Below are 23,510 nucleotides of genomic sequence, written 5' to 3'. Positions count from 1 at the left end.
CGCCTTCACACCGGAGGGATCATGGTTTTGCAATCAACGCGTTGGCTCGCTCTTAGCTATTTCACCTACTTCTTTTCTTATGGCATCTTCTTACCTTTTTGGGGCGTTTGGTTAAAAGGTGAGGGCATACCGCCTGAAACTATCGGTATTCTGCTTGGCGCAGGTCTGGTTGCACGTTTCCTGGGAAGTTTGCTGATAGCCCCCCGGGTAAAAGATCCCTCTCATCTGGTGACGGCACTGCGCCTGCTGGCATTGCTGACACTGGCTTTCGCCATCGGGTTTTGTTTTGGTAATGGCTGGGGCTGGCTAATGTTAGTGATCGCCGGCTTCAATCTGTTCTTTTCGCCGTTAGTCCCGCTTACAGACGCGTTGGCCGGTACCTGGCAAAAACAGATCGCTATGGATTACGGTCGTGTCAGGCTGTGGGGATCGCTGGCGTTTGTGATTGGTTCGGCGTTGACCGGTCAGATGGTTTCCGTTTGGGGCCATAACGCTATTCTCTACAGCTTGATTATCAGCATATTAGCCATGCTGTTGGGCATGATGCTGAAACCGAGCGTGATGCCACAGGGCGAAGCGCGTATCCACAATGAAGCAGATCGTTCATTGCGGGAGATGCTTAAAGAAGGGCCGGTTTGGCGCTTCTTGTTGTGCGTAACCCTGTTGCAAGGTGCACACGCCGGTTATTACAGTTTTGGGTCCATTTATTGGCAAGAGGCAGGTTATTCGGCATCGACCATCGGTTACTTGTGGTCGCTGGGCGTCGTGGCAGAGGTGATCATTTTCGCCAGCAGCAATTTCCTGTTCCGTCGCTGGAATGCGCGCAATTTGCTGCTGCTTTCCGCCTGTTGCGGAATATTGCGCTGGAGCCTGATGGCCACCAGCACCGAGTTGGGGTGGCTACTGGTGATTCAGATTCTGCACTGCGGCACCTTTACGGTTTGCCATCTGGCGGCAATGCGCTTTATCGCGGCGCGCAAAGGGCCGGAAGTGATCCGCCTGCAGGCGGTTTACTCGGCACTGGCGATGGGGGGCGGGATTGCGATTATGACCGTGATTGCCGGCTTCCTGTTCGAGCATCTGCATGGCGGGGTGTTCTGGGTGATGGCGGCAGTGGCGTTGCCGGCGCTGTTTATTCGTCCGCCGGCCGTTGCGATCAGCGGCAACCGCTAAGAGGTTTCCAGCAGCGCACGTATGGCTTTGCGCTGCTGGCGTTCTAGCGGTAATTCAGTGTAAATCAGTGGCGGTTGCAGTGCACCGTGCTCCGTGGCGTACGGGGTGATGACCAGCGTTACCCCCTGTGGGGCACCGGAGTGCAGGTAATCACGCAGCGGTAAATATTTGATATTCAATGGCAGTAGCGTTAATTCGCGAATTTGATATTCCACTTCCTCTTCCAATTGCGGATTGTCCAGCGTCAGCAACAGTACCTGCTTTTCTTGTAACGCATTGCCTTGCATCAACCAGGCACCAAAACTGATCGCAACCAGCCCGGCTTCTTCACTGGAGAAGTGAATGCCGTACTCCTGTTCAAGGGGGGCCAGCGCTTCCTGGGCAGTACGCATCAGGCGCGGATATTTGCGTTCGACCTCTTCCAGCAGTGTGTTGTCGATACCAATTTCAAAGCGACAACGCTCCACCGCTGGTGCCAGATGCGCAAACAGCTGGCTGATCAAATCGTCTTTACTGCTGAAGGTCATACCGGATATCTGTTGGAAGCGTTCGACCATATTTTCAATCGCAGCCATCAGCCGCAGGTCTTCTGCAGAGTCGTTACTGTGATAGCTGTGGTTTTTCAGCATGGTGAACATCAACACAAGAAAGTCGCTTTCGCTGTCTTCGGGTTGCAGGGCAAAAAGCTGATTCAGCGATTGAAGCAACCTGCTCGCCACCTGATGTTCTGGCTTCTGATGAAGCCAGTCGCGCTGGGCAGGATTAAACATGGGATGCCGCTGGCTCCGAGCTTCCCACGCGCAATACAGAAGGTAGTGCTGCAAGAACTGACGATCGCGCCGATCAAAGCTGCGGTTGATCAGCGGTTCACATGCACTGATGTATTGCTCCAACGGCGTGGTCAGATCCTGGCTTATTCCCAGCGCCTGCCGTAGCCAGGGGGAAAAATGCCGCTCGATAAATTCTGGGCTACAGCGCAGAGCTCGTCGCAGCCAGTGGAGCAGGCAGAGGCGTTGATTGAGCGTAGTGCCCCGAATCCGGTATCCCTCGTCGGGATTGCCGTCGATCTCCAGATGGTGGAAACGCTGGATTTCACTGGCAACCTCGGCTATATCTTGCCGGGTGATAGGGGGGGCGACGCCATTAATTTGGCTGATAGTCTCCAGTTGTACTGCGGGCACCGGCGCATACAGCATCAATAGTAGATGGCAGCGTCGTTGTTGACCGGAGAGCTCAGGCACAGGGGCAGTGTCCAGGCTCATATCACCTTCAGGCAGGTAACGTTTAAATTATGAATAAGCATAGCAAAAGGCGATGCGCGGCGTGGCTACGGCACCCGGTTTTACTTCGGCTTACAACTTTCGTCACAATTATTGGGCGGAATAGCGGTGGTTTAAGATTGGTTGATGTTACTTTATAACAATAATGAGTATCGTTTGATGATGAAGTTACGTTTTATTCTGGCTGGTTTTCTACTGTTATGCAGTGCCGGCGCTGTCGCTCACCCGCACAGCTTTATTGATATGAACACCACCTTTGTGGTGAAGGATCAACAGCTGGTTGGCTTGAAAATGGTTTGGGTTATGGATGAAATCACCTCGGCAGATTTGCTGTACGACGCGGAGAATGCCAAAAGCGATTCAGAGGTATGGAAAAAGTTGGCAGCGCAGGTCATGGCCAATGTGCTTGGTCAGCATTATTTCACGGATATGTACCGCGACGGCAAGCGGGTGAAATATTTGAATTTGCCGACGGAATACCATTTGTCACGCCAGGGGCATCAGGCGGTGCTGGAGTTTGTGTTACCGCTGGCCGAGCCGCAACCGCTGGCGGGCAAACCGTTTGAAATCTCTACGTATGACCCCACCTATTTTGTCGATATGACCTACAAAGATAAGGCCGCACTGCACTTGCCGCCAGAAATGGCATCGCAATGCAAGTTCAAGCTGATGACACCTAAACCCAATTCGTCTTTGCAGGCCTATGCCTTGTCCCTCGATAAGAACGATTCACCCGGCGAAGATATGGCGCTGGGGCAACAGTTCGCCCAACGGGTCAGTCTGCAATGTCAATAAACCTCAGCCAGCAGGCGGCGCGTAAGCGACACTGGGCTTTCAGTCTGTGGCCATTGCTTTTGTTTGCACTGTTGCTGGCGTTGGGTGCGCAGTTGGCGTGGCACTATTGGCCGCAGTTGTTGATGCAAAGTGTGGTGTGGCAGAAAGGGCTGCACCAGCAGTTGGCCGGTCTGCTACAGCAGGTAAAAGCTGCACCGCAGCAGGCCGGGCTGGCGTTGATGCTGTTTAGCCTGAGCTACGGCGTGCTGCATGCGCTGGGGCCTGGTCACGGCAAGGTGGTGATTGCCACCTATTTGGCTACCCATCCGGCACGGCTGAAAAGCAGCCTGAAACTGACCTTTGCTGCGTCGTTGGTACAGGGGTTGGTGGCGATTGCACTGGTGACGCTGATGCTGGTGGTGTTGCAACTGTCATCACGGCAACTGCACCAAAGTAGCTTCTGGCTAGAGAAGGGCAGTTTTATTCTGGTGATGCTGCTTGGGGTATTACTGAGCTGGCGTGCCTTGAAGCGACTTTACCGCGCGGTGAAAACCCTGCGTCCGTCGCCGTCGCTGCGAATTAACAGCCTGCAACCGTTGCCGGCGGATCACGTTCACGATGAACATTGCGGCTGTGGCCACCGGCATATGCCAAGCGACAGTGAATTACAGGCGGGCAGCGACTGGCGCACACAGGCCGCTATCGTGCTGGCTATGGGGATGCGCCCATGTTCGGGGGCGATATTGGTGTTGCTGTTTTCCAAAGTGATTGGTGTCTTTATCTGGGGCGTTGTTTCGGCGTTGGCGATGGCGCTGGGCACCTCGCTGACCATTTCATTGTTGGCTCTACTGGTGCATTACAGCCGTCGACTGGCGGTGCGCCTAAGCCGTTCACGTGCCCCTGCTGCCTGGAGTGCCGTGGCGTGGGGGTCGTTGGCGTTGGCCGGTGGTTTGATTTTGTTATTCGCTGGGCTGCTGTTATACGTCAGTGCCCAACCGGAGTTCGGTGGCGGTATCCGGCCTTTCTCCCGCTAATGGGCATAAAAAAAGCGCTGCAATCATTGCAGCGCTTCAATATTCAAAACAGGTTCAGGCGTCGTGAGCGCCGGCAGTTTGCGGACGGCCAGCGTAATAGCCTGAATTAACGCTTCAGCGCTTCGCTCAGTTCTTCACGCATGGTAGAAAGCATGGCTTTCACTACGCGCGGGTTACCCGCTACCACGTTGCCGGAGCTTAAGTGGTTGTGTCCGCCGACGAAGTCGGTCACCAGGCCGCCAGATTCACGCACCAGCAGTTCGCCTGCGGCGAAATCCCATGGCTTCAGGCCAATCTCGAAGAAACCGTCAACGCGACCGGCAGCCACATAGGCCAGATCCAGCGCGGCAGAACCGGTGCGACGGAAGTCGGCACACTGCGTGAACAGTTTACCCACGATGTTGATGTAAGGTGTTGCGTGCTGCTTAACCTTGAACGGGAAGCCGGTAGCCAGGATGGTGCCATCCAAATCTTTGGCATTGGTGCCACGCAGGCGATAACCGTTGAGCTGCGCGCCCTGGCCGCGAGTTGCGGTGAACAGTTCGTTACGCATTGGATCGTATACCACAGCGACTTCAGTACGGCCTTTAATGCGTACGGCGATGGAAACTGAGAAGTGTGGGAAACGTTTGATGAAGTTTGATGTGCCATCCAGTGGATCGATCACCCATTGTACATCTTTGTCTTCGCCGACCAATTCGCCGCGTTCTTCGGTAACAATGCTATGTTGCGGATAGGACTTGCGGATGACGTCGATGATCAGATGCTCTGCATCGCGATCGACGTTAGTGACGAAGTCATTGGTCCCTTTCTGGCTCGCTTCTACAGCGTCCGGGGTTTCGTAGTTTTTGGCAATCAGGTTACCGGCCTTGCGCGCAGCGCGCACGGCGATAGTCAGCATCGGATGCATGGGTATCTTCCAACTAGGATGTTAAAGAACAGGAAACGGCGCGAAGTATAGCAGGTGTTCGGCAAATTGCCTATGGCTGTGTTAAGATGCTGTGATTTTCCGCTACGCTCAGAGTTTGTATGCTGCATAACATCCGCATTGTTCTGGTAGAAACCTCCCATACCGGCAACATGGGCTCGACCGCCAGAGCCATGAAAACCATGGGGTTAACTAACCTTTATCTGGTTAATCCACTGATAAAACCTGATTCTCAGGCGATCGCCCTGGCCGCAGGGGCCAGTGACGTGATTGGCAACGCCACTATCGTTGATACGTTAGATGACGCCATAGCCGGTTGTAGCCTGGTGGTCGGCACCAGCGCGCGTTCACGTACCTTGCCATGGCCGATGCTGGAACCGCGTGAATGCGGTGTACGCGCCGTGCACGAAGGTGAGCACGCGCCAGTCGCGTTGGTATTTGGTCGTGAACGTGTCGGTCTGACGAATGATGAGCTGCAAAAATGCCATTATCACGTCGCCATTCCGGCTAACCCAGATTACAGCTCGCTGAATTTGGCGATGGCAGTGCAGATCCTGGCGTACGAAGTCCGTGTGGCTTATCTCGATCGCCAACAGGCAGGCGTGCCGCCGTTGGAAGAGACGCCATATCCGCTGGTGGACGATCTTGAACGTTTCTATCAGCATCTGGAACAAACGCTGCAGCACAGTGGCTTTATTCGCCCGTCACATCCGGGGCAGGTCATGAGCCGTTTGCGTCGTTTATTCACCCGCGCGCGACCAGAAGCGCAAGAGTTGAATATCCTGCGCGGTATGCTGACGTCGATCGAGAAACAGGACAAACATCAAGGTAATTAATTTGATGCGTTGTAACGGCTCGCGGTAATAGTATTAGTTATCCAATGGTTATAATATGTATTTTTTATGCATATTATCTAGCTTAGTTCAAAATGTGCTAATACTTGAGTAAATTACTAGGTTAAATAGTTGACTGATTTACTCGGGAATGTCAGACTTTCGGCCATGTTTGACCAACAGGTAACCATTAGCTATGAGACTGACATCCAAAGGCCGTTATGCCGTAACCGCTATGCTTGACGTGGCATTGCACTCCCAGGAAGGGCCCGTACCTCTGGCGGATATTTCTGAGCGCCAAGGTATCTCGCTCTCTTATCTGGAACAATTATTTTCCCGTCTGCGTAAGAATGGCCTGGTGGCCAGCGTACGTGGGCCGGGCGGTGGTTATCTGCTGGGGAAAGACGCGAGTGAGATTGCCGTTGGTGCAGTCATCACTGCTGTCGATGAATCGGTAGATGCAACCCGTTGCCAGGGTAAAGAAGGCTGTCAGGGTGGCGATCGCTGCCTGACCCATACCCTGTGGCGCGATCTGAGCGAGCGCATCAGCGGGTTCCTGAACAACATTACGCTGGCTGAACTGGTGAACAACCAGGAAGTGCTGGTGGTGGCGGATCGTCAAAATAATGATACCCGTCGCACGGCCAACGGTCGTCCGCAAGAAACTATCAACGTTAATCTGCGCGCATAAGCAGCTGGCGATATTTTTTTAGTTTTTGGAAGTGATGTACGGAGCACAAGAGCAATGAAATTACCGATTTATTTGGACTACTCAGCAACGACGCCGGTTGATCCGCGCGTTGCTGAGAAAATGATGCAGTGTTTGACTCTGGACGGGACTTTCGGTAACCCGGCTTCCCGTTCCCACCGTTTCGGTTGGCAGGCGGAAGAGGCGGTAGATATCGCCCGTAACCAAATTGCTGAACTGGTTGGCGCTGACCCGCGTGAAATCGTGTTCACTTCCGGGGCAACCGAATCCGACAACCTGGCGATCAAAGGTGCGGCCAATTTCTATCAAAAGAAAGGCAAGCACATCATCACCAGCAAAACCGAACACAAAGCCGTGCTGGACACCTGTCGCCAGCTCGAGCGTGAAGGCTTTGAAGTGACCTATCTGGCACCGCAGAGCAACGGTATCATCAGCCTGCAGGATCTCGAAGCGGCGATGCGTGAAGACACCATTCTGGTCTCTATCATGCACGTGAACAACGAAATCGGCGTGGTGCAGGATATCGAAGCCATCGGCGAAATGTGCCGTGCACGCGGTGTCATTTATCACGTTGATGCGACCCAGAGCGTAGGTAAATTGCCTATCGACCTGAGCAAATTGAAAGTCGACCTGATGTCGTTCTCCGGCCACAAAATTTATGGCCCGAAAGGCATTGGTGCGCTGTACGTGCGTCGTAAACCACGTATCCGTATCGAAGCCCAGATCCACGGCGGTGGCCACGAGCGCGGTATGCGTTCCGGCACGTTGCCTGTGCATCAGATCGTCGGTATGGGCGAAGCTTACCGTATCGCCAAAGAAGAAATGCCGACAGAAATGGCACGCTTGCGCACACTGCGCGATCGTCTGTGGAACGGCGTGAAAGATATGGAAGAAGTGTATCTGAACGGTTCGCTGGAGAACGGCGTTCCTAACATCCTGAACGTCAGCTTCAACTATGTTGAAGGTGAATCGCTGATCATGGCCTTGAAAGACCTGGCCGTATCTTCGGGTTCTGCCTGTACCTCCGCTAGCCTTGAGCCATCTTACGTGCTGCGCGCGTTGGGAATGACCGACGAGTTAGCGCATAGCTCGATCCGTTTCTCTCTGGGGCGTTTCACCACAGAAGAAGAGATCGATTACACCATTCAACTGGTGCGTAAATCCATCGGCCGTCTGCGCGATCTGTCTCCACTGTGGGACATGTTCAAGCAGGGCGTGGATATCAACAGCATCGAATGGGCACATCATTAATTCTCAGGGTTCAGGAGCAAGGTCATGGCTTACAGCGAAAAAGTAATCGATCATTATGAAAACCCGCGTAACGTGGGTTCCTTCGACAACGAAGATCCTAGCGTTGGCAGCGGCATGGTGGGTGCACCGGCCTGCGGCGACGTGATGAAGTTGCAGATCAAGGTCAACAATGAAGGTATCATTGAAGACGCGCGTTTCAAGACTTACGGCTGCGGTTCCGCCATCGCTTCCAGCTCGCTGGTGACCGAATGGATGAAAGGCAAGTCTCTTGATCAGGCTGAAGCGATCAAAAACACCCAGATCGCCGAAGAGCTGGAATTACCGCCGGTAAAAATTCACTGCTCTATCCTGGCTGAAGACGCCATTAAAGCAGCGATTGCCGACTACAAGAGCAAACATAGCGCCAAGTAATCATTGTGTAGGGGCGTTGCATGTCGCGCCCGCATTCAGCGCGGCGAGTCTATTCACCCCCTGCACCGGTTAGCTCCCCACACCTGTTTTGCTACGGGTTGGGGATATTAAGTATGAGGTTGTGATGTCAATTACCATGAGCGACAGCGCTGCACAGCGCGTTCAGGCATTTATGGATAACCGTGGCAAAGGCCTTGGCCTGCGTCTGGGGGTGAGAACCTCTGGCTGCTCCGGGATGGCGTACGTGCTGGAATTTGTTGACGAAATGAACGATGACGACATCGTTTTTGAAAACAAAGGCGTTAAGGTGATCATTGACGGCAAGAGCCTGGTCTACCTTGACGGCACCGAGCTTGATTTCGTTAAGGAAGGTCTGAACGAAGGCTTCAAGTTCAACAACCCAAATGTCTCAAGCGAGTGCGGCTGCGGCGAAAGTTTCAACGTCTGACAGTCCATCGTGCTCCCCCGCCAGGCGCGGGGGAACTTCATCCGATAACGCCCAGAGCACGCTATGGATTACTTTACTTTATTCGGGCTGCCAGTTCGCTATCCCGTGGACGGCAGCCTGCTTGCATCTCGCTATCAGGATCTGCAGCGCCAATTCCATCCCGATCGTTTTGCCAGTCAGCCAGAACGCGAACGCCTGATGGCGTTGCAACAGGCGGCAACGATCAATGAAGCCTACCAAACGCTGAAGCACCCATTAAAACGCGCGGAGTATATGCTATCTTTGCACGGTTTTGATTTGAGCAACGAGCAGCACACTCTGCGTGATACCGCGTTTCTGATGGAACAGCTTGAGTTACGTGAAGAGCTCGATGCCATTGAGCGCAAAGCGGACGCGGAAAGCCTGTTGGCCAGCTTTGGTGCACGGGTGAACGAGACGGTCAAACAGCGCAGTGCGCTGATGGTGCAACAGCTGGATAGCCAGCAGTGGGTTGATGCCGCCGATACCGTGCGTAAGCTGCGCTTTTTGGACAAACTCCAGCAACAGGTTGAACAACTCGAAGAAAAACTGCTGGGTTTTGAGTAATTCTTTTCATTTATACCCAAAATAATTGGCGTTGCATCAAGGCGGCAAATTTGTGAGTCCTCAGGAGCATAGGTCACTATGTGACTGGCGCGAATAAATGCAGCCAACAAAGATGCAGCTTCAAGTATGAAGGATATGGGAAGCTTCAATATGGCCTTATTACAAATTAGTGAACCCGGCCTCAGTGCCGCGCCACACCAGCGTCGTCTGGCAGCCGGTATTGATCTGGGCACCACCAATTCTCTGGTTGCTACCGTGCGCAGTGGGCAGGCGGAAACGCTGGCCGATGCCGAAGGGCGCGATTTGCTGCCGTCGGTGGTGCACTACCAGGCAGACAGGCTGCGTGTTGGCTGGGATGCCCGTCAGCAGGCGGCACAGGATCCTGCCAACACTATCAGCTCAATCAAGCGCATGATGGGCCGCTCCCTGGCCGACGTGCAGCAGCGTTACCCGAACCTGCCGTACCAGTTCCAGGCCAGCGAAAATGGCTTGCCGATGATCCTTACCGCCGCTGGTCCGGTTAACCCGGTTGGCGTTTCCGCCGATATCCTCAGAGCGCTTGCCGCTCGCGCACAAACCGCGCTGGAAGGGGATCTCGATGGCGTGGTGATCACGGTTCCTGCCTATTTTGATGATGCACAGCGTCAGGGGACCAAAGACGCGGCGCGTCTGGCCGGGCTGCACGTACTGCGTTTGCTGAATGAACCTACGGCTGCGGCAATTGCCTACGGTCTGGATTCTGGGCAAGAAGGCATCATCGCGGTTTATGATTTGGGCGGTGGTACCTTTGATATTTCTATTCTGCGGTTGAGCCGTGGCGTGTTCGAAGTGTTGGCTACCGGCGGCGATTCTGCGCTGGGCGGCGACGACTTTGACCATTTGCTGGCCGACTGGCTGCGTGAGCAAGCCGGTGTGGCTGACCGTAGCGATCACGGTGTGCAGCGCCAATTGTTGGATGCCGCCATCGCCGCCAAGATTGCGCTGAGCGATGCCGACAGCACCACCGTTGAGATCGCCGGCTGGCAGGGGGAAGTGACCCGCGCGCAGTTTGACGCGTTAATCGCCACTCTGGTTAAGCGCACCCTGATGGCCTGCCGACGTGCGCTGAAAGACGCAGGTGTGAGTGCCGAAGACGTGTTGGAAGTGGTGATGGTTGGCGGTTCTACCCGCGTGCCATTAGTGCGTGAGCAGGTAGGTACGTTCTTCGGCCGTACGCCGTTGACGTCGATCGACCCAGATAAAGTGGTCGCCATTGGCGCCGCGATCCAGGCTGATATTTTGGTGGGCAACAAGCCAGACAGCGACATGCTGCTGCTGGACGTGATCCCATTGTCACTCGGTCTGGAAACCATGGGCGGTCTGGTTGAGAAAGTGATCCCGCGTAACACCACCATTCCGGTGGCGCGTGCGCAGGAGTTCACCACCTTTAAAGACGGCCAAAGCGCGATGATGATCCACGTGCTGCAGGGCGAGCGTGAGCTGGTGCAAGATTGCCGTTCGCTGGCCCGCTTCTCGCTGCGTGGTCTGCCACCATTGCCTGCTGGCGGCGCGCATATTCGCGTCACCTTCCAGGTGGATGCCGATGGCTTGCTGAGCGTCACCGCGATGGAGAAATCCACCGGCGTTGAGGCATCGATTCAGGTGAAGCCGTCGTATGGCCTGTCTGACGCCGAAATCGCCGGGATGATCAAAGATTCGATGGCCAATGCGCAGAGCGACGTTGGCGCACGCATGCTGGCCGAACAGCGGGTCGAGGCATCCCGGGTGCTGGAAAGCCTGCAGGGTGCACTGGCTAGCGACGCCGCGTTGCTGAGCGACGCCGAAAGTACGGCAATTACCGCAGCGGTGGAAGCGTTGCAACAGGCGACGCAGGGCACCGATCCTGCCGCTATCGAAGCCGCAATAAAAACACTAGATGCACAAACGCAAGACTTTGCCGCGCGCCGCATGGATGCTTCCATTCGCCGTGCGCTGGCTGGCCATTCTGTGGATGAGGTTTAATCATGCCTAAAATTGTTTTCCTGCCCCATCAAGATTTATGCCCGGAGGGGGCAGTACTGGAAGCCGAACAAGGGGAGTCAATCCTCAACGTTGCGCTGCGCAACGGTATCGATATTGAGCATGCCTGTGAGAAATCCTGCGCCTGCACCACCTGTCACTGCATCGTGCGTGAAGGTTTCGATTCTCTCGAAGAGAGCAGCGAACTGGAAGACGACATGCTGGACAAGGCCTGGGGGCTGGAGCCGGAAAGCCGTCTGAGCTGTCAGGCGCTGGTGGCTGACGAAGATCTGGTGGTTGAAATGCCACGCTACACCGTCAACCATGCGCGTGAAGGGTGAGGAGACAGTAGAAATGGGACTGAAGTGGACCGACAGCCGTGACATCGGCGAAGCCCTGTACGACCAATACCCGGATACCGATCCGAAAACCGTACGTTTTACCGACATGCACCAGTGGATTTGCGATCTGGAAGATTTTGACGACGATCCACAGGCTTCCAATGAAAAAATACTGGAAGCGATCCTGCTGGTCTGGTTAGATGAAGCGGAGTAAATAGCGTAACGGGCTGCCAATGGCGGCCCGTTTATTTTGTATCCGACACTATTAATAAAAGAATAATCCGGAGTAAGAAGGCTATGACAACTGAATTCATGCTGGTCACGCTGTCGAACCAACCTGCCGACGCTCGCTGGGGCGAAAAAGCGCTGCTGAGCACCGGTGCAGAAGGGATGACCATCCATCTGACCGGTAACGACAAACTGGGTGGCATTCAACGTGCCGCCCGCAAGATCGACGGCCAGGGCGTCAAAAACGTCAAACTGGCGGGAGAAGGCTGGGATCTGGAAAACAGCTGGGCTTTTTGGCAGGGTTTCCGTGGGCCAAAAGGCAAGCGCACCGTTGAGTGGGCAGAGCTGCCGGAAGCAGACCGCAAAGAGCTGGAACAGCGCCTGAAGATCGTTGATTGGGTGCGCGACACCATCAATATGTCGGCAGAAGAGTTGGGGCCAGAGCAACTGGCTACCCGTGCGGTCGACTTGATGTGCGATGTCGGTTGCGACGCCGTCAGCTACCGCATTACCAAGGGTGAGGACCTGCGTGAGCAAAACTACGCCGGTATTCACACCGTGGGCCGGGGTTCTGATCGCTCACCTGTGCTGTTGGCGCTGGACTTCAACCCGACCGGCAACCCGGAAGCGCCTGTGTTTGCCTGCCTGGTGGGTAAAGGTATCACCTTTGACACCGGCGGCTACAGCCTGAAACAAAGCGCCTTTATGGACTCCATGAAAGCGGATATGGGCGGTGCGGCGACCATTACCGGTGCATTGGCGTTGGCGGCGGCTCGTGGTCTGAAGCAACGTGTGAAACTGTACCTGTGTTGTGCCGACAACATGGTCAGCGGTAACGCCTTCAAACTGGGCGACATCATCCGTTACCGTAACGGCAAAACCGTTGAAGTGATGAACACCGATGCAGAAGGGCGTCTGGTGTTGGCCGACGGTCTGATCGACGCGTCTGAGCAAAACCCACAGTTGATCATCGACTGCGCCACCCTGACCGGGGCGGCGAAAACGGCGGTGGGTAATGACTACCATGCGCTGTTCAGCTTTGATGACGCTCTGGCACAAGAACTGCTGGCCAGTGCTGCCGCTGAGCAAGAGCCTTTCTGGCGTCTGCCGCTGGCTGAGTTCCACCGCAGCCAACTGCCGTCTAACTTTGCTGAATTGAACAACGTTGCCGGTCCTGCCTACACTGCGGGTGCCAGCACCGCTGCCGCATTCCTGTCACATTTCGTGAAAAACTACCAGCAAGGCTGGGTGCACATCGACTGTTCTGCGACTTACCGTAAAGGCGCGGTGGAGCAATGGTCAGCGGGTGCAACCGGTTTGGGTGTCCGTGCCGTGGCCAACTTGCTGCTGAGTAAAGCCAAATAATTGAATGCCCACCCAGGTGGGCGTTATACCCGTCATCTTTCACGTTGCAGCGTTGTTACCTGCGCTAGCTGGGCGCCAAGCTGCAAAATGAAAGCTATAAGGTATAGAATGCCGTTTACCCTCGGGGCCCAGCATGCTGGGCCCCGTTATTTGATTGCTGGAGTTTGCATGAGTTCTCACCATCACGATACCGCCGCAGGCGAAAACGAACTTGAACGCCTGTTGAAGCTGGCGGTGTCAGAGCCGGCCCACCGTCCGGCATTCTTCCGCGAATTGCTTGACGCTACGGTACTGATCCTCGGTGACAGCGAACAGGTACAGCAGGGTGGTGACATCACATTGAACGCCGATACACCGGTGAATATTCAACACTGGGAGAAACAAGACGGCGGGAGCATCATTCCATTCTTTACCTCGGTCGACGTGCTGCAAAAGGCCGTTGAGGATGAACAGCCGTTCATCGCTATGCCGGCCCGGGTATTATTTGAGATTACCCAGGGTGCGGATCTGTTCCTCAACCCGAAGGCCGAGTACGGCAAAGAGTTTTATCCTGAAGAAGTGGCAATGCTGTTGGCGACTGGTGGTGTCAGCAAACCCGCAGAACGCTATATCGACAAGGATACGCAGATCCTGCTGGGCCAGCCGGAAGAGTACCCGTCGGCGATGATCGATGCCTTGACCACGCTTTTCAGTCAACGCAAGCCGGTACGCCGCGCCTTTTTGGCACTGATGCATGATCAGGCGGTGGATGAAAAACCGAATCTGCTGATTGGGCTGGAAGTGGATGGCGAGCAAGGCGATATCGAAGCACTGATCAACGAAGCGGGTAGCGTAGCCAGCGAAACGGCGCCTAATGATGAACCCGTGGATTTTTGTCTGGTGTCGGAAAAGGAGCGCGGGGTCAGCCACTACCTGATCACCCACACTCAGCCTTTCTATCAACGCCGCTGGGGCAGCTGGTTGCGTAACATTATCCCGTCGACCGATAAGACGCAGTAACCTCTTTGGCCTACCGAGCGGCGCGCAGGCCGCCGGTAGCCGTTATCTCGTTGTACCAAACGGCATTAAGGTTTTAACCGGGCAAGCCCCTCAATGGCCCTTTCAAGATATTGACGCGGGCAACCGAGGTTGATGCGTATAAACCCTTTTCCCTGCTCACCGAAGCTGATGCCCATTGAGGCGGCGATCTTTGAATGCTGGATCAGCGCTTGTTGTAGGGCGTTATCATCCAGGCCCAAAGCGCGACAATCCAGCCAGGCAAGGTAAGTGCCTTCGGCTCGAGTCATTTTGCACCATGGCGCGGTATGGGCTAACGCTTGTTCAAACCAACGCCGGTTATCGGCCAGATAACCTTGCAAGTCATCAAGCCAAGCTTCGCCCTGTTGATACGCGGCCGTTGCGGCGGTCATCGACAGCGCATTGAATACATCTAAGCCATGCGCATTGAGGCGTTCGATAAACGCATTTCTGGTGTGAACATTGGGTATGAGGAAGTTTGAGATACGCAGTGACGACAAGCCGAAGCTCTTGCTGGCGGACGTCGCCGAAATCAGATTGTCATGCCAGGCGTTGTCCAGATGCAGTACCGAGGTGAAGGTCTCGCCCGGCAGCAATAAATCGGCCCAAATTTCATCGGAAATAACCGTTACGCCATAGCGGCTGCACAGCGTCACCAACTGAGTCAGTTCACTATGGGTCCAGCAGCGCCCCGTCGGGTTATGCGGGTTGCAAAGCAGCAGTAGCGGTGGTTTCCGCTGCTCGAAACAGGCCTCCAGATGATCGAAGTCGAACTGATAGCCTTGTGCGCTTTCTCTCAACGGATTTTCAAGGACTTCTCGGCCATTCATGGAAATTATTTTGGCGAAAGATCCATAGTAAGGGCCCTGGATCACGACCGGATCTCCAGGCTGGCTGAGCAGTTGGATCAAGATCGCCAAGCCTGGGACGACACCCTCGATAGAAGTGAACCACTCACGTTGCAAAGGCAGATTGTGCCGGTTAGCGAACCAATCCATAGCTGCCTGGTAGTACTGAGCGTCACGTTCACTGTAGCCAAATATGCCGTGTTCAACACGGTTGTACAGCGCTTGCCGGACTTCCATAGGGCACTGGAAGTCAAAATCAGAGACCCACATCGGCAAAAGGTCTGTTTCATCGAGTTGCAGATAGCGATCGATAAAGTCCCATTTCACCGATCCGGTATTATGGCGGTTGATGATCTGATTAAAATCGGTCTGTTTCACGTCAGGCTTCCTCACGCTGTAAATCGTTCTGTGGCTGTATTTTGGCAATCCCGAATCCGGTAAACCCATAAATCAAAGCGAATACCACAGCGGCGTAGCATTGGATTGCCCAAGGGAGTAAATCCAGTGTGCTGACACCCAAGGTAGTTGCCATATAAATGCCGGCGGCGGTCCATGGGATTAAAGGTTCGATGACGGTGCCTGCATCTTCCACGGTTCGTGACAGATTCTTATTGTCTAAACCCATGCGGCGATAGGCTCCTTTGAAAAGCTCGGCAGGGATGAGCAAGGCCAGCTTTCCATCGCTGGTGGCACCGGTAACCAGGATCGTGGTCGCAACCGTTGCGGCGATCAGTTGGCCGGTGGTATGAACCACTTTCAGCAACCGATTGATGATCACGGTCAGCGCTCCGGTTAGCGTTAATGCACCCGCAAAGGAAAATGCGCAGAAGACCAGCAGAATGGTGCTCATCATGGAGAACATACCGCCCCGGTTGAGCAGACGTGGAACATCCTCGACGATGCCGGTAATGCTTTGCCCCTGCACTGTAAACATTGAAAGATTAAAACCATCCATCAACGCGTTTAGGCCTTGCTGCAGATTGAACCCCTGAAGGAATACACCAATGGCAATCGCCAGAGTGCAGGCCGCCAGCATGACGGGGATCACGGGACGTTTGGTGACGGCGCCCCACAGTACTAAGGCCGGCGGCAAGATTAACAGCAAGTTGAAGTGATACAGACCTTCCAGCGCCGTGACGATCTCGGTTACTTTTTCCGGCGTAGCCGCGCTGCCAACGGCGCTGGTGTGCCCGGCGATCAGATACACCACCGCGGCTAAAACGAAACTCGGTAATGTTGTATACATCAGGTGCTGAATATGGCTGTAGAGATCGGTATCCGCGACGATAGCCGCGAAATTGGTGGAGTCAGACAACGGGGAGATTTTGTCGCCAAAGTAGGCGCCGGAAACCACTGCGCCGGCAGCGGCGGCCAAGGGCACATCCAGGCCGGCAGCGACGCCCATCAACGCGACCCCCACGGTCCCTGCGGCGCCCCAGGACGTCCCGGTACATACGGAGATCACACTGGTAATGAAGAACGCGGCGATCAGGATATATTGTGGGCTGATCAGTTTTAAGCCCCAATACACCATGTAAGGAATGGTGCCACTGAACATCCAGGTACCGATCAGCCCACCAACACAGATCAATATCATGATCACCGGCATTGCCTTGGCTAACTTGGCAACGATAGCGTCAATAATGTCGTTCCATTCGTATCCTTGCCAGTAGGCCAGGGCGGCGGCGATACCGGCGGAGACCAACAGTAACGGCTCGATACGCAGGCCAAACTGACCGTAGCCTACGATGAGCAGCAGTAGCATCGCCACAATGGGCAGCATCGCTAGCCCCAGGTTGAGTTTCTTCTTGTCATTCATTTACAACTCCGGTTAGGGATGAGGGTGTGATGCAAGCCTAGTGAATTCGTTATGAATGAATTGTGAGCGCGGGCAACTGTCCATGTAATCGGTTTCATGGCGTGGGGTTCTGTGAGCCATCTCTCGCTTAATGACCTTGTTTTCTTGATTTAGCCTATTTTTCGAGGGAAGCGACCGAGTCTCGCAGGATAAGCTCAGCGGTAAACATGTTGTTCTGGGGGGTTACAGCGGTACCGGAATTAAGCTGCAGTGCCAAATTAGCTGCGCGTCGGGCCATTTTTTCAACTGGGTAATGCACGGTGGTGAGTGACGGATGAAGGTATTTTGCTAAAGCGACATCATCAAACCCGACGATCGAGAGATCCCCTGGCAGGTTCATGTGATGTTGGCGGAAGGTGCGCATCATGCCAGCGGCCATCACGTCATTGAATGTCAGTGCTGCGGTGAACGGGTGCTTGCTGGCCCGTATTTTTTCCGCGGCTAATTCACCCCCCTGTTCGTTGAAGGGGACGCTGATGATCCAAGAACCCGGTACCGAGATCCCGGCATGGGCCATGGCCCCTCGATACCCTTCCAGACGCTGTTTTCGGTCATCGATCGGTAAGTCTGTGGTGATACAGGCGATATTCCTGTGACCATGCTCGATAAGCATTTGGGTGGCGGCCCGCGAGGCACTGACATTGTCCAGCCAAATGCAGCGATTGGCGATGGCGGGCAAATAGCGATTAATCACCACCATGGCAGGGGTATGGGCGGCGTAGCGCAAAACGTCGGCATCGCTCATTCGAGTAACGTGAGCAACAATGGATTCGCAACCCTGATTAATCAGAAAGTCGAGGCCGTTCTTCTCCAGCTCGGCTTGATGCCCCCCACTGCAGACCATCAGTTTTACACCGCCTCTGCGGGTGACATCCTCCACACCTCGTGCGAGCCGTGAAAAAAAAGGGTCGTCGAGATTACCGGTCAATAAACCCAGCATATTCCCACTTCTTTTGGCCAGAGCCAGCGCGGCGGCATTACGGTGGTAATTAAACTCACGCATGGCCTTCTCAACGCGCTCGCGGGTTACCGGCTCAACATAGGCGGTGTTATTGATCACCCTGCTGACGGTGGCTGTTGATACGCCAGCGCGTCGGGCAACCTCTTTCATCGTGGCCATATCGTCTCCTGCACAAGGCTGTGGTTGCGCTTTCCATTAAAGGGGAAATTGGGCTGGGTCTGATGCTAACAGCACTGCTATTATTCATCCATATTCGGATATTGCGTATACCCGTCATATTTCAAGCTGCATCTTTGTTGGCTACGCTTGCTCACCCGAATCACTTACTTGCGTAAGTTCATCGGGCCTCGCGCTCTTGCCGTCTCGATGCAACTCGAACTATTTAGGGTATAGATCTATGTCGCGCAAACGCTGCCAGGGAGTTAAACGATGAAACCATGCCGTTCAGGGGCATTCGCATCAGGCAAGAAACTTTGTCAGGGGATCGCATTGGCGGGGGGCCTGCTGCTGCTGGCCGCCTGTGATGACGGTGGTAAAACGCCAACAGCAGCGCAAGCTGATGCACAGGCAAGCGGCGTCACGCAGGCCAAACGGCCTGATGCTGCTGCGCTGGCGGCGTTGGCGAAGCGCGATGCCGGCAAGCCACTGACGTTGCTTGATGCCTCCGAACTGCAACTCGACGGTGCGAGTGCCATGGTGTTGACGTTTTCTTTGCCGTTGGAGCCTAATCAGGATTTTGCCGCACGCGTCCATTTGGTCGACAGTGTCAGCGGTAAAATTGACGGTGCCTGGGAACTGTCAGACAACCTGATGGAGCTGCGGCTGCGTCATTTGCAGCCTAACCGCAAACTGGTGCTGACCATTGAGAGTGGCCTTAAAGCGGTCAATGGTGCTGAGCTGGGTAAACAGCAGGAACAGACCATTGCCACCCGCGACATCAAACCGAGCGTCGGTTTTGCCGGGAAAGGTTCATTGCTGCCGACTAAGTTGGCTGCAGGTTTGCCGGTCATGGCGTTGAACGTCGACAATGTCGACGTTAATTTCTTCAGGGTGAAAGCGGATGCCTTACCGGCATTTCTGGCTAACTGGGAATACCGCAACGCGCTTTCCAGCTGGGAGTCGGAAGAGCTGCTGAAAATGGCCGACCTGGTCTACAGCGGTCGGTTTGATCTTAACCCGCAACGTAATACCCGCGAACGCCTGCTATTGCCGCTCAGTGGCATCGAAGCCTTGCAGCAGCCAGGGGTTTATCTGGCGGTGATGCAACAGGCCGGGCATTACGGTTATACCAATCCGGCGACCCTGTTTACCCTCAGTGATATCGGCGTTTCACTCCACAGCTATCACGACCGTCTGGACGTGTTCACCCAGGCGCTGGACGGCGGCGCAGCATTGGGTGCCGTTGAACTGCGCCTGTTGGATGAAAAAGGCCAAACGCTGGCTCAAGGTTCCACCGATAAGCAAGGGCATGCTCAACTGGCGAAAAGCAGTAAGGCGCGTTTGTTGTTGGCGACCCAGCAGGGCCAGACCAGCATGATTGATCTGTCGACGCCGGCATTGGATTTGGCTGAGTTCGACATTGCCGGGCCTGAAGGTTACAACAAGCAGTTCTTCGCCTTCGGTCCGCGCGATTTATACCGTCCAGGTGAAACACTGATCGTTAATGGCCTGCTGCGTGACGCTGACGGCAAGCCCTTGCCGGCTCAGCCGGTGAAGGTGGATATCGTCAAGCCGGACGATCAGGTGGCGCGGAGCTTTGTCTGGCAGCCGCAGGATGGCCTGTACCAATACCAATATCAAATCCCCGAAAATGGGCCGACAGGCAACTGGTCGCTGCGCTTTAATCTGGGCGATAACCAGCCGCGGCTGTACAGCTTTAAGGTAGAGGATTTCCTGCCGGAGCGTATGGCGCTGGACATCACCGCAGAGAAAACCCCGCTGAGTCCTGACGCGCAGCTGGTGTTCGATATTACCGGCCGTTACCTCTACGGCGCTCCTGCTTCGGGCAATCGCCTGCAAGGGCAGGTATTCCTGCGGCCACAGCGTGAAGCGGTCAGTAGCCTGCCGGGGTATGAATTCGGGTCGGTGACAGAAGAAAGCCTGTCACGCAATATGGATGAGTTCGATCAGGCGTTGGATAATGCCGGCAAGGCACAGGTGGCGATAGACAGCAGCTGGGCAGAGGTGAAATCACCACTGAAGGCCATCTTGCAGGCCAGCTTGCTGGAGTCTGGGGGGCGTCCGGTAACCCGCCGCGCCGAGCAGGCGATCTGGCCTGCCGATGCGCTGCCTGGCATTCGGCCATTGTTCAACAAACAACAGATTTATGATTATCGTAGCAACAGCTATCAGGCCCAGCCCGTGGTGGATGAAAATACCCAGGCCGGTTTTGATATCGTCTATGCCAATGCTGCCGGTGAAAAGCTGGCGGTCAATGGATTGAAAGCCCGCTTGGTGCGTGAACGTCGCGACTATTACTGGCAGTGGTCAGAAGGTGAGGGCTGGCAGTCGTTGTACGACAAGAAAGATCTGCCGTTGGCGGAGCAAACCATCGATATTGCTGCCAATGGCAGCGCCAAGGTCAGCTTCCCGGTGGAGTGGGGCGCCTATCGCATTGAGGTGGTGGATCCGCAAAGCAATCTGATCAGCAGCCTGCGTTTTTGGGCTGGCTACAGCTGGCAGGACAACACCAACGGCAGTGGCGCAGTGCGCCCGGACCAAGTGAAGCTGAAGTTGGACAAGCCGGCCTACAAGCCGGGCGAAAAAGTGAAACTGCATATCGAAGCGCCCGCCGCCGGCAAGGGCTATCTGCTGGTGGAATCCAGTGACGGCCCGTTGTGGTGGCAGGAGCTGGACGTACCTGCCAAGGGGATTGATGTTGAGGTGCCAATCAACCAAGACTGGAAACGCCATGATCTGTATCTCAGCGCATTGGTGATCCGCCCGGGCGATAAACAACAGCAGTCGACGCCGAAACGAGCCGTAGGGTTGTTGCATCTGCCATTGGTGGATGAGGGGCGCAAGCTGGCGCTGAAGCTGGACGCTCCGCAGCGTATGCGCCCGAACCAGATGCTGATGGTAAAAGTGAAGGCCGCTCACAGCAATGGTAAACCGCCGCAACAAATCAACGTGCTGCTTTCCGCGGTGGACAGCGGCATCCTCAATATCACTGACTATGCGACGCCGGATCCGTATCAGGCCTTCTTTGGCCGCAAGCGCTACAGTGCCGATCAGTACGATGTTTACGGCCAACTGATCGAGGGCAAAGGGCGTCTGGCTAACCTGCGTTACGGCGGCGACGGCGATGACGAAGATGCATTGTCGCGTGGCGGGAAAAAGCCGATCACCGCAGTAACCATTGTCGCCCAGCAGGCGCAGCCGGTTAAGCTGGACGCCAACGGTGAAGGTGAAATCCAGATCGCGATTCCGGACTTCAACGGCGAATTACGCCTGATGGCGCAGGCGTGGAGCGACGAAGACTTTGGCAAGGCGGAAAGCAAGACCGTTGTTGCCGCACCGGTGGTGGCCGAATTGGCGACACCGCGCTTCCTGGCGGGGGGCGATACCACCCAATTGGCGCTGGATGTCAACAACCTGTCCGGGCAACCGCAAACCTTGGCGATAAAACTGGCTTCCAGTGGGTTGGTGGCATTGCAGGGGAGCGCGGAGCAACAGGTTAGCCTGGAAAACGGCCAGCGCACCACGCTACACATCCCTGTGCAGGCGTTGGCGGGCTTTGGGCAGGGCGACGTGTCGCTGACGGTCAGCGGTTTGGTGCTACCGGGAGAAACGTTAAAAGACTACCAGCATACCTGGAAGATTGGCGTGCGGCCGGCCTATCCGGCGCAAACCCGCCAGTTCGCCAGCGTCATTCATGCCGGTGAAAGCTGGGGTCTACCGGCAGATGCCGCAGCAGGGCTTGTGCAGGCGACAACGGAAGGGCAGTTGTTGTTGACCAGCCGTCCTCCAATCAACCTCGCCCGCTATATCAGCGAGCTTTATGCTTATCCTTACGGCTGCCTGGAACAAACGACCAGTGGGCTTTATCCGTCGCTGTATACCAACCGGGCACAGCTTAGTGCGCTGGGCATCAAATCCGGCAGCGATGAAAGCCGGCGCAGCAGTATCGATGCAGGCATCGAGCATCTGCTCAGCATGCAGCGCTATAACGGCGGTTTTGGCTTATGGAACCGCGACAGCCAAGAGGAGTTTTGGCTGACGGCTTATGCCACTGATTTCTTGTTCCGCGCCAGTGAGCAAAACTACAGCGTACCGGCTGACGCCCTGACGGCGGCCAACAACCGCCTGCAGCGCTATTTGCAGGATCGCAGCCAGATCGACGTTGCTTCCACTCAGTACCCGGATCACACCCGGTTTGCTGTGCAGGCCTATGCTGGTTTGGTACTGGCGCGCCAGCAACAGGCTCCTCTGGGTGCGCTGCGACAGCTGTACGAACGCCGTGCGGATGCTCGCTCTGGCCTGCCGTTGGTGCAACTTGGCGTGGCGCTGAAGTTGATGGGGGATATGCCGCGAGCTAATCAGGCGATCGAACAAGGGTTGGCTACGCAGCGTAATGCCAAGGATTACTGGCTGGAAGATTACGGCAGTCCATTGCGTGATGATGCGATGATCCTGGCGCTGTTGACCGAAAATAATCTGCTGCCGGCCGAGCGTGACCAGCGTTTACTGACGTTGTCAGAGCGGCTTAACGGTGAACGTTATCTGTCTACGCAGGAGAGCAATGCGTTATTCCTGGCTGCGCGCAACCTGATTGGCAGTGCGGAAACGCCATGGCAAGCGCAAACGGCGCAGGGCAAGACCCTGTCTGGCAGCCAGGCGCTGACGCAGAACCTCTCTGCGGAACAACTATCCTCCGGATTACCGCTCACAAATACCGGCAAGGGTACGCTGTACAGCCGCGTTGATCTGGTCGGTTATCCGCAGCAAGCACCACAGCCGCAAAGCAATGTGCTGAACATTCGTCGTGAGTTCCTTGGGCTTGACGGCAAAGCGGTGGATCTGACCCAACTGAAAAGTGGCCAATTGATCTTGGTACACCTGGATGTCTGGGCAGATAACCAGGTACCGGATGCGCTGGTGGTTGATCTGCTGCCCGCCGGGCTGGAACTGGAGAACCAGAACCTGGGCGACAGCAGCGCCAGCTTGGGTGAAAGCGCCAGCAGCGTGACTGAGCTGTTGCAGGACATGCAGCAGGCCGACATCAAACATCAGGAGTTCCGTGACGATCGCTATGTGGCGGCGGTGAATATTGACGGTTACCGTCATACCACGTTGCTGTATTTAGCGCGTGCGGTGACGCCGGGCAGTTATCTGGTGCCAGCACCGCAGGTGGAGTCGATGTATGTTCCTGCCTGGCGTGCGCTGGGTGCGACGCCGCAACGGCTTGATATCGCCCAATAATCCCTTTTGCCCCGCCCCGGTAGCTTCTCCGGCGGCGGGGTAAGAGA

At 55.4% G+C, this 23,510-nt stretch carries 20 protein-coding genes; 15 read left to right on the top strand and 5 right to left on the bottom strand.

Annotated elements, in window-relative coordinates:
• The first annotated feature begins 21 nt into the window (after nucleotides 1–21).
• Nucleotides 22–1,173 (top strand): 3-phenylpropionate MFS transporter, encoded by a 1,152-nt coding sequence (locus tag JOE25_RS20555; protein WP_209638384.1) that lies wholly within the window; start codon nucleotides 22–24, stop codon nucleotides 1,171–1,173.
• Here JOE25_RS20555 and csiE read toward each other — a convergent pair.
• Nucleotides 1,170–2,435, bottom strand: coding sequence for a stationary phase inducible protein CsiE (gene csiE / locus JOE25_RS20550; RefSeq protein ID WP_209638382.1), 1,266 nt, complete (start codon nucleotides 2,433–2,435; stop codon nucleotides 1,170–1,172). The genes JOE25_RS20555 and csiE overlap by 4 nt on opposite strands.
• A gap of 144 nt (nucleotides 2,436–2,579) precedes the next feature.
• Here csiE and JOE25_RS20545 point away from each other — a divergent pair, with 144 nt between their 5' ends.
• Nucleotides 2,580–3,248 (top strand): DUF1007 family protein, encoded by a 669-nt coding sequence (locus JOE25_RS20545; protein ID WP_209638380.1) that lies wholly within the window; start codon nucleotides 2,580–2,582, stop codon nucleotides 3,246–3,248.
• Nucleotides 3,239–4,261, top strand: coding sequence for a nickel/cobalt transporter (locus JOE25_RS20540; RefSeq protein WP_209638378.1), 1,023 nt, complete (start codon nucleotides 3,239–3,241; stop codon nucleotides 4,259–4,261). Before JOE25_RS20545 ends, JOE25_RS20540 begins: the two co-directional genes overlap by 10 nt.
• A gap of 106 nt (nucleotides 4,262–4,367) precedes the next feature.
• Here the strand turns inward: JOE25_RS20540 and suhB are convergent, their stop codons facing one another.
• On the bottom strand, nucleotides 4,368–5,171 hold the full coding sequence (suhB, locus tag JOE25_RS20535; protein WP_209638376.1) for an inositol-1-monophosphatase: 804 nt from the start codon (nucleotides 5,169–5,171) through the stop codon (nucleotides 4,368–4,370).
• A gap of 119 nt (nucleotides 5,172–5,290) precedes the next feature.
• On the opposite strand from suhB, the gene trmJ reads away from it, so the two are divergent.
• From trmJ to sseB, 11 genes are all read left to right on the top strand, one after another.
• Nucleotides 5,291–6,025: a tRNA (cytosine(32)/uridine(32)-2'-O)-methyltransferase TrmJ gene (trmJ, locus tag JOE25_RS20530; protein WP_037417502.1), complete on the top strand. Its 735-nt coding sequence runs from the start codon at nucleotides 5,291–5,293 to the stop codon at nucleotides 6,023–6,025.
• Nucleotides 6,026–6,218: 193 nt separating this feature from the next.
• Complete coding sequence (gene iscR / locus JOE25_RS20525; protein WP_006318200.1) at nucleotides 6,219–6,713, top strand: Fe-S cluster assembly transcriptional regulator IscR; 495 nt, start codon at nucleotides 6,219–6,221, stop codon at nucleotides 6,711–6,713.
• Nucleotides 6,714–6,767: 54 nt separating this feature from the next.
• Entirely contained in the window at nucleotides 6,768–7,982 is a 1,215-nt protein-coding gene (locus JOE25_RS20520) for an IscS subfamily cysteine desulfurase (protein ID WP_209638374.1), read from the top strand.
• A 24-nt stretch (nucleotides 7,983–8,006) separates the two neighbouring features.
• Nucleotides 8,007–8,393: a Fe-S cluster assembly scaffold IscU gene (gene iscU / locus JOE25_RS20515; RefSeq protein WP_012146333.1), complete on the top strand. Its 387-nt coding sequence runs from the start codon at nucleotides 8,007–8,009 to the stop codon at nucleotides 8,391–8,393.
• A gap of 124 nt (nucleotides 8,394–8,517) precedes the next feature.
• Nucleotides 8,518–8,841 (top strand): iron-sulfur cluster assembly protein IscA, encoded by a 324-nt coding sequence (gene iscA, locus JOE25_RS20510; RefSeq protein ID WP_037417508.1) that lies wholly within the window; start codon nucleotides 8,518–8,520, stop codon nucleotides 8,839–8,841.
• Nucleotides 8,842–8,904: 63 nt separating this feature from the next.
• On the top strand, nucleotides 8,905–9,426 hold the full coding sequence (gene hscB, locus JOE25_RS20505) for a co-chaperone HscB (protein WP_209638372.1): 522 nt from the start codon (nucleotides 8,905–8,907) through the stop codon (nucleotides 9,424–9,426).
• 150 nt (nucleotides 9,427–9,576) lie between these two features.
• Nucleotides 9,577–11,427, top strand: a complete 1,851-nt coding sequence (hscA, locus tag JOE25_RS20500) for a Fe-S protein assembly chaperone HscA (RefSeq protein ID WP_209638370.1) — start codon at nucleotides 9,577–9,579, stop codon at nucleotides 11,425–11,427.
• 2 nt (nucleotides 11,428–11,429) lie between these two features.
• Complete coding sequence (gene fdx, locus JOE25_RS20495) at nucleotides 11,430–11,765, top strand: ISC system 2Fe-2S type ferredoxin (protein ID WP_061808324.1); 336 nt, start codon at nucleotides 11,430–11,432, stop codon at nucleotides 11,763–11,765.
• Nucleotides 11,766–11,778: 13 nt separating this feature from the next.
• Nucleotides 11,779–11,979, top strand: a complete 201-nt coding sequence (gene iscX / locus JOE25_RS20490) for a Fe-S cluster assembly protein IscX (protein ID WP_209638368.1) — start codon at nucleotides 11,779–11,781, stop codon at nucleotides 11,977–11,979.
• A gap of 83 nt (nucleotides 11,980–12,062) precedes the next feature.
• Nucleotides 12,063–13,358 carry an aminopeptidase PepB gene (pepB, locus tag JOE25_RS20485; RefSeq protein ID WP_209638359.1) on the top strand — a complete coding sequence of 432 codons (1,296 nt, stop codon included), beginning with the start codon at nucleotides 12,063–12,065 and terminating at the stop codon, nucleotides 13,356–13,358.
• A gap of 168 nt (nucleotides 13,359–13,526) precedes the next feature.
• Nucleotides 13,527–14,357: an enhanced serine sensitivity protein SseB gene (gene sseB / locus JOE25_RS20480; protein ID WP_209638356.1), complete on the top strand. Its 831-nt coding sequence runs from the start codon at nucleotides 13,527–13,529 to the stop codon at nucleotides 14,355–14,357.
• 65 nt (nucleotides 14,358–14,422) lie between these two features.
• Here sseB and JOE25_RS20475 read toward each other — a convergent pair whose 3' ends face one another.
• From JOE25_RS20475 to JOE25_RS20465, 3 genes are all read right to left on the bottom strand, one after another.
• The gene (locus tag JOE25_RS20475; RefSeq protein ID WP_209638355.1) at nucleotides 14,423–15,601 is read right to left on the bottom strand and encodes a MalY/PatB family protein; all 1,179 of its coding nucleotides are present in this window, start codon (nucleotides 15,599–15,601) and stop codon (nucleotides 14,423–14,425) included.
• Between the two features lies 1 nt (nucleotide 15,602).
• Nucleotides 15,603–17,042: a Na+/H+ antiporter NhaC gene (nhaC, locus tag JOE25_RS20470; RefSeq protein WP_209638353.1), complete on the bottom strand. Its 1,440-nt coding sequence runs from the start codon at nucleotides 17,040–17,042 to the stop codon at nucleotides 15,603–15,605.
• A 154-nt stretch (nucleotides 17,043–17,196) separates the two neighbouring features.
• Nucleotides 17,197–18,201, bottom strand: coding sequence for a LacI family DNA-binding transcriptional regulator (locus JOE25_RS20465; RefSeq protein WP_209638351.1), 1,005 nt, complete (start codon nucleotides 18,199–18,201; stop codon nucleotides 17,197–17,199).
• Between the two features lie 270 nt (nucleotides 18,202–18,471).
• Between JOE25_RS20465 and JOE25_RS20460 the strand changes: the two genes are divergently transcribed.
• Nucleotides 18,472–23,463 (top strand): alpha-2-macroglobulin, encoded by a 4,992-nt coding sequence (locus tag JOE25_RS20460; protein WP_245210029.1) that lies wholly within the window; start codon nucleotides 18,472–18,474, stop codon nucleotides 23,461–23,463.
• Nucleotides 23,464–23,510: the final 47 nt, after the last annotated feature.

This window comes from Serratia sp. PL17 (assembly GCF_017832355.1).
In the GTDB taxonomy this organism is placed as follows: Bacteria; Pseudomonadota; Gammaproteobacteria; order Enterobacterales; family Enterobacteriaceae; genus Serratia.
Note: the sequence above shows the minus strand (reverse complement) of the source record. Positions and strands in the feature narration are given on the sequence as shown.

What these genes read in the sequence shown, in the direction of transcription:
- iscR (WP_006318200.1), top strand. Translation starts at nt 6,219, where the DNA reads ATGAGACTGACATCCAAAGGCCGTTATGCCGTAACCGCTATGCTTGAC.
- pepB (WP_209638359.1), top strand. Translation starts at nt 12,063, where the DNA reads ATGACAACTGAATTCATGCTGGTCACGCTGTCGAACCAACCTGCCGAC.
- JOE25_RS20545 (WP_209638380.1), top strand. Translation starts at nt 2,580, where the DNA reads ATGTTACTTTATAACAATAATGAGTATCGTTTGATGATGAAGTTACGT.
- JOE25_RS20520 (WP_209638374.1), top strand. Translation starts at nt 6,768, where the DNA reads ATGAAATTACCGATTTATTTGGACTACTCAGCAACGACGCCGGTTGAT.
- JOE25_RS20460 (WP_245210029.1), top strand. Translation starts at nt 18,472, where the DNA reads ATGAAACCATGCCGTTCAGGGGCATTCGCATCAGGCAAGAAACTTTGT.
- JOE25_RS20555 (WP_209638384.1), top strand. Translation starts at nt 22, where the DNA reads ATGGTTTTGCAATCAACGCGTTGGCTCGCTCTTAGCTATTTCACCTAC.
- csiE (WP_209638382.1), bottom strand. Translation starts at nt 2,435, where the DNA reads ATGAGCCTGGACACTGCCCCTGTGCCTGAGCTCTCCGGTCAACAACGA.
- fdx (WP_061808324.1), top strand. Translation starts at nt 11,430, where the DNA reads ATGCCTAAAATTGTTTTCCTGCCCCATCAAGATTTATGCCCGGAGGGG.
- sseB (WP_209638356.1), top strand. Translation starts at nt 13,527, where the DNA reads ATGAGTTCTCACCATCACGATACCGCCGCAGGCGAAAACGAACTTGAA.
- hscA (WP_209638370.1), top strand. Translation starts at nt 9,577, where the DNA reads ATGGCCTTATTACAAATTAGTGAACCCGGCCTCAGTGCCGCGCCACAC.
- trmJ (WP_037417502.1), top strand. Translation starts at nt 5,291, where the DNA reads ATGCTGCATAACATCCGCATTGTTCTGGTAGAAACCTCCCATACCGGC.
- hscB (WP_209638372.1), top strand. Translation starts at nt 8,905, where the DNA reads ATGGATTACTTTACTTTATTCGGGCTGCCAGTTCGCTATCCCGTGGAC.
- iscA (WP_037417508.1), top strand. Translation starts at nt 8,518, where the DNA reads ATGTCAATTACCATGAGCGACAGCGCTGCACAGCGCGTTCAGGCATTT.
- JOE25_RS20465 (WP_209638351.1), bottom strand. Translation starts at nt 18,201, where the DNA reads ATGGCCACGATGAAAGAGGTTGCCCGACGCGCTGGCGTATCAACAGCC.
- JOE25_RS20540 (WP_209638378.1), top strand. Translation starts at nt 3,239, where the DNA reads ATGTCAATAAACCTCAGCCAGCAGGCGGCGCGTAAGCGACACTGGGCT.
- nhaC (WP_209638353.1), bottom strand. Translation starts at nt 17,042, where the DNA reads ATGAATGACAAGAAGAAACTCAACCTGGGGCTAGCGATGCTGCCCATT.
- iscU (WP_012146333.1), top strand. Translation starts at nt 8,007, where the DNA reads ATGGCTTACAGCGAAAAAGTAATCGATCATTATGAAAACCCGCGTAAC.
- iscX (WP_209638368.1), top strand. Translation starts at nt 11,779, where the DNA reads ATGGGACTGAAGTGGACCGACAGCCGTGACATCGGCGAAGCCCTGTAC.
- suhB (WP_209638376.1), bottom strand. Translation starts at nt 5,171, where the DNA reads ATGCATCCGATGCTGACTATCGCCGTGCGCGCTGCGCGCAAGGCCGGT.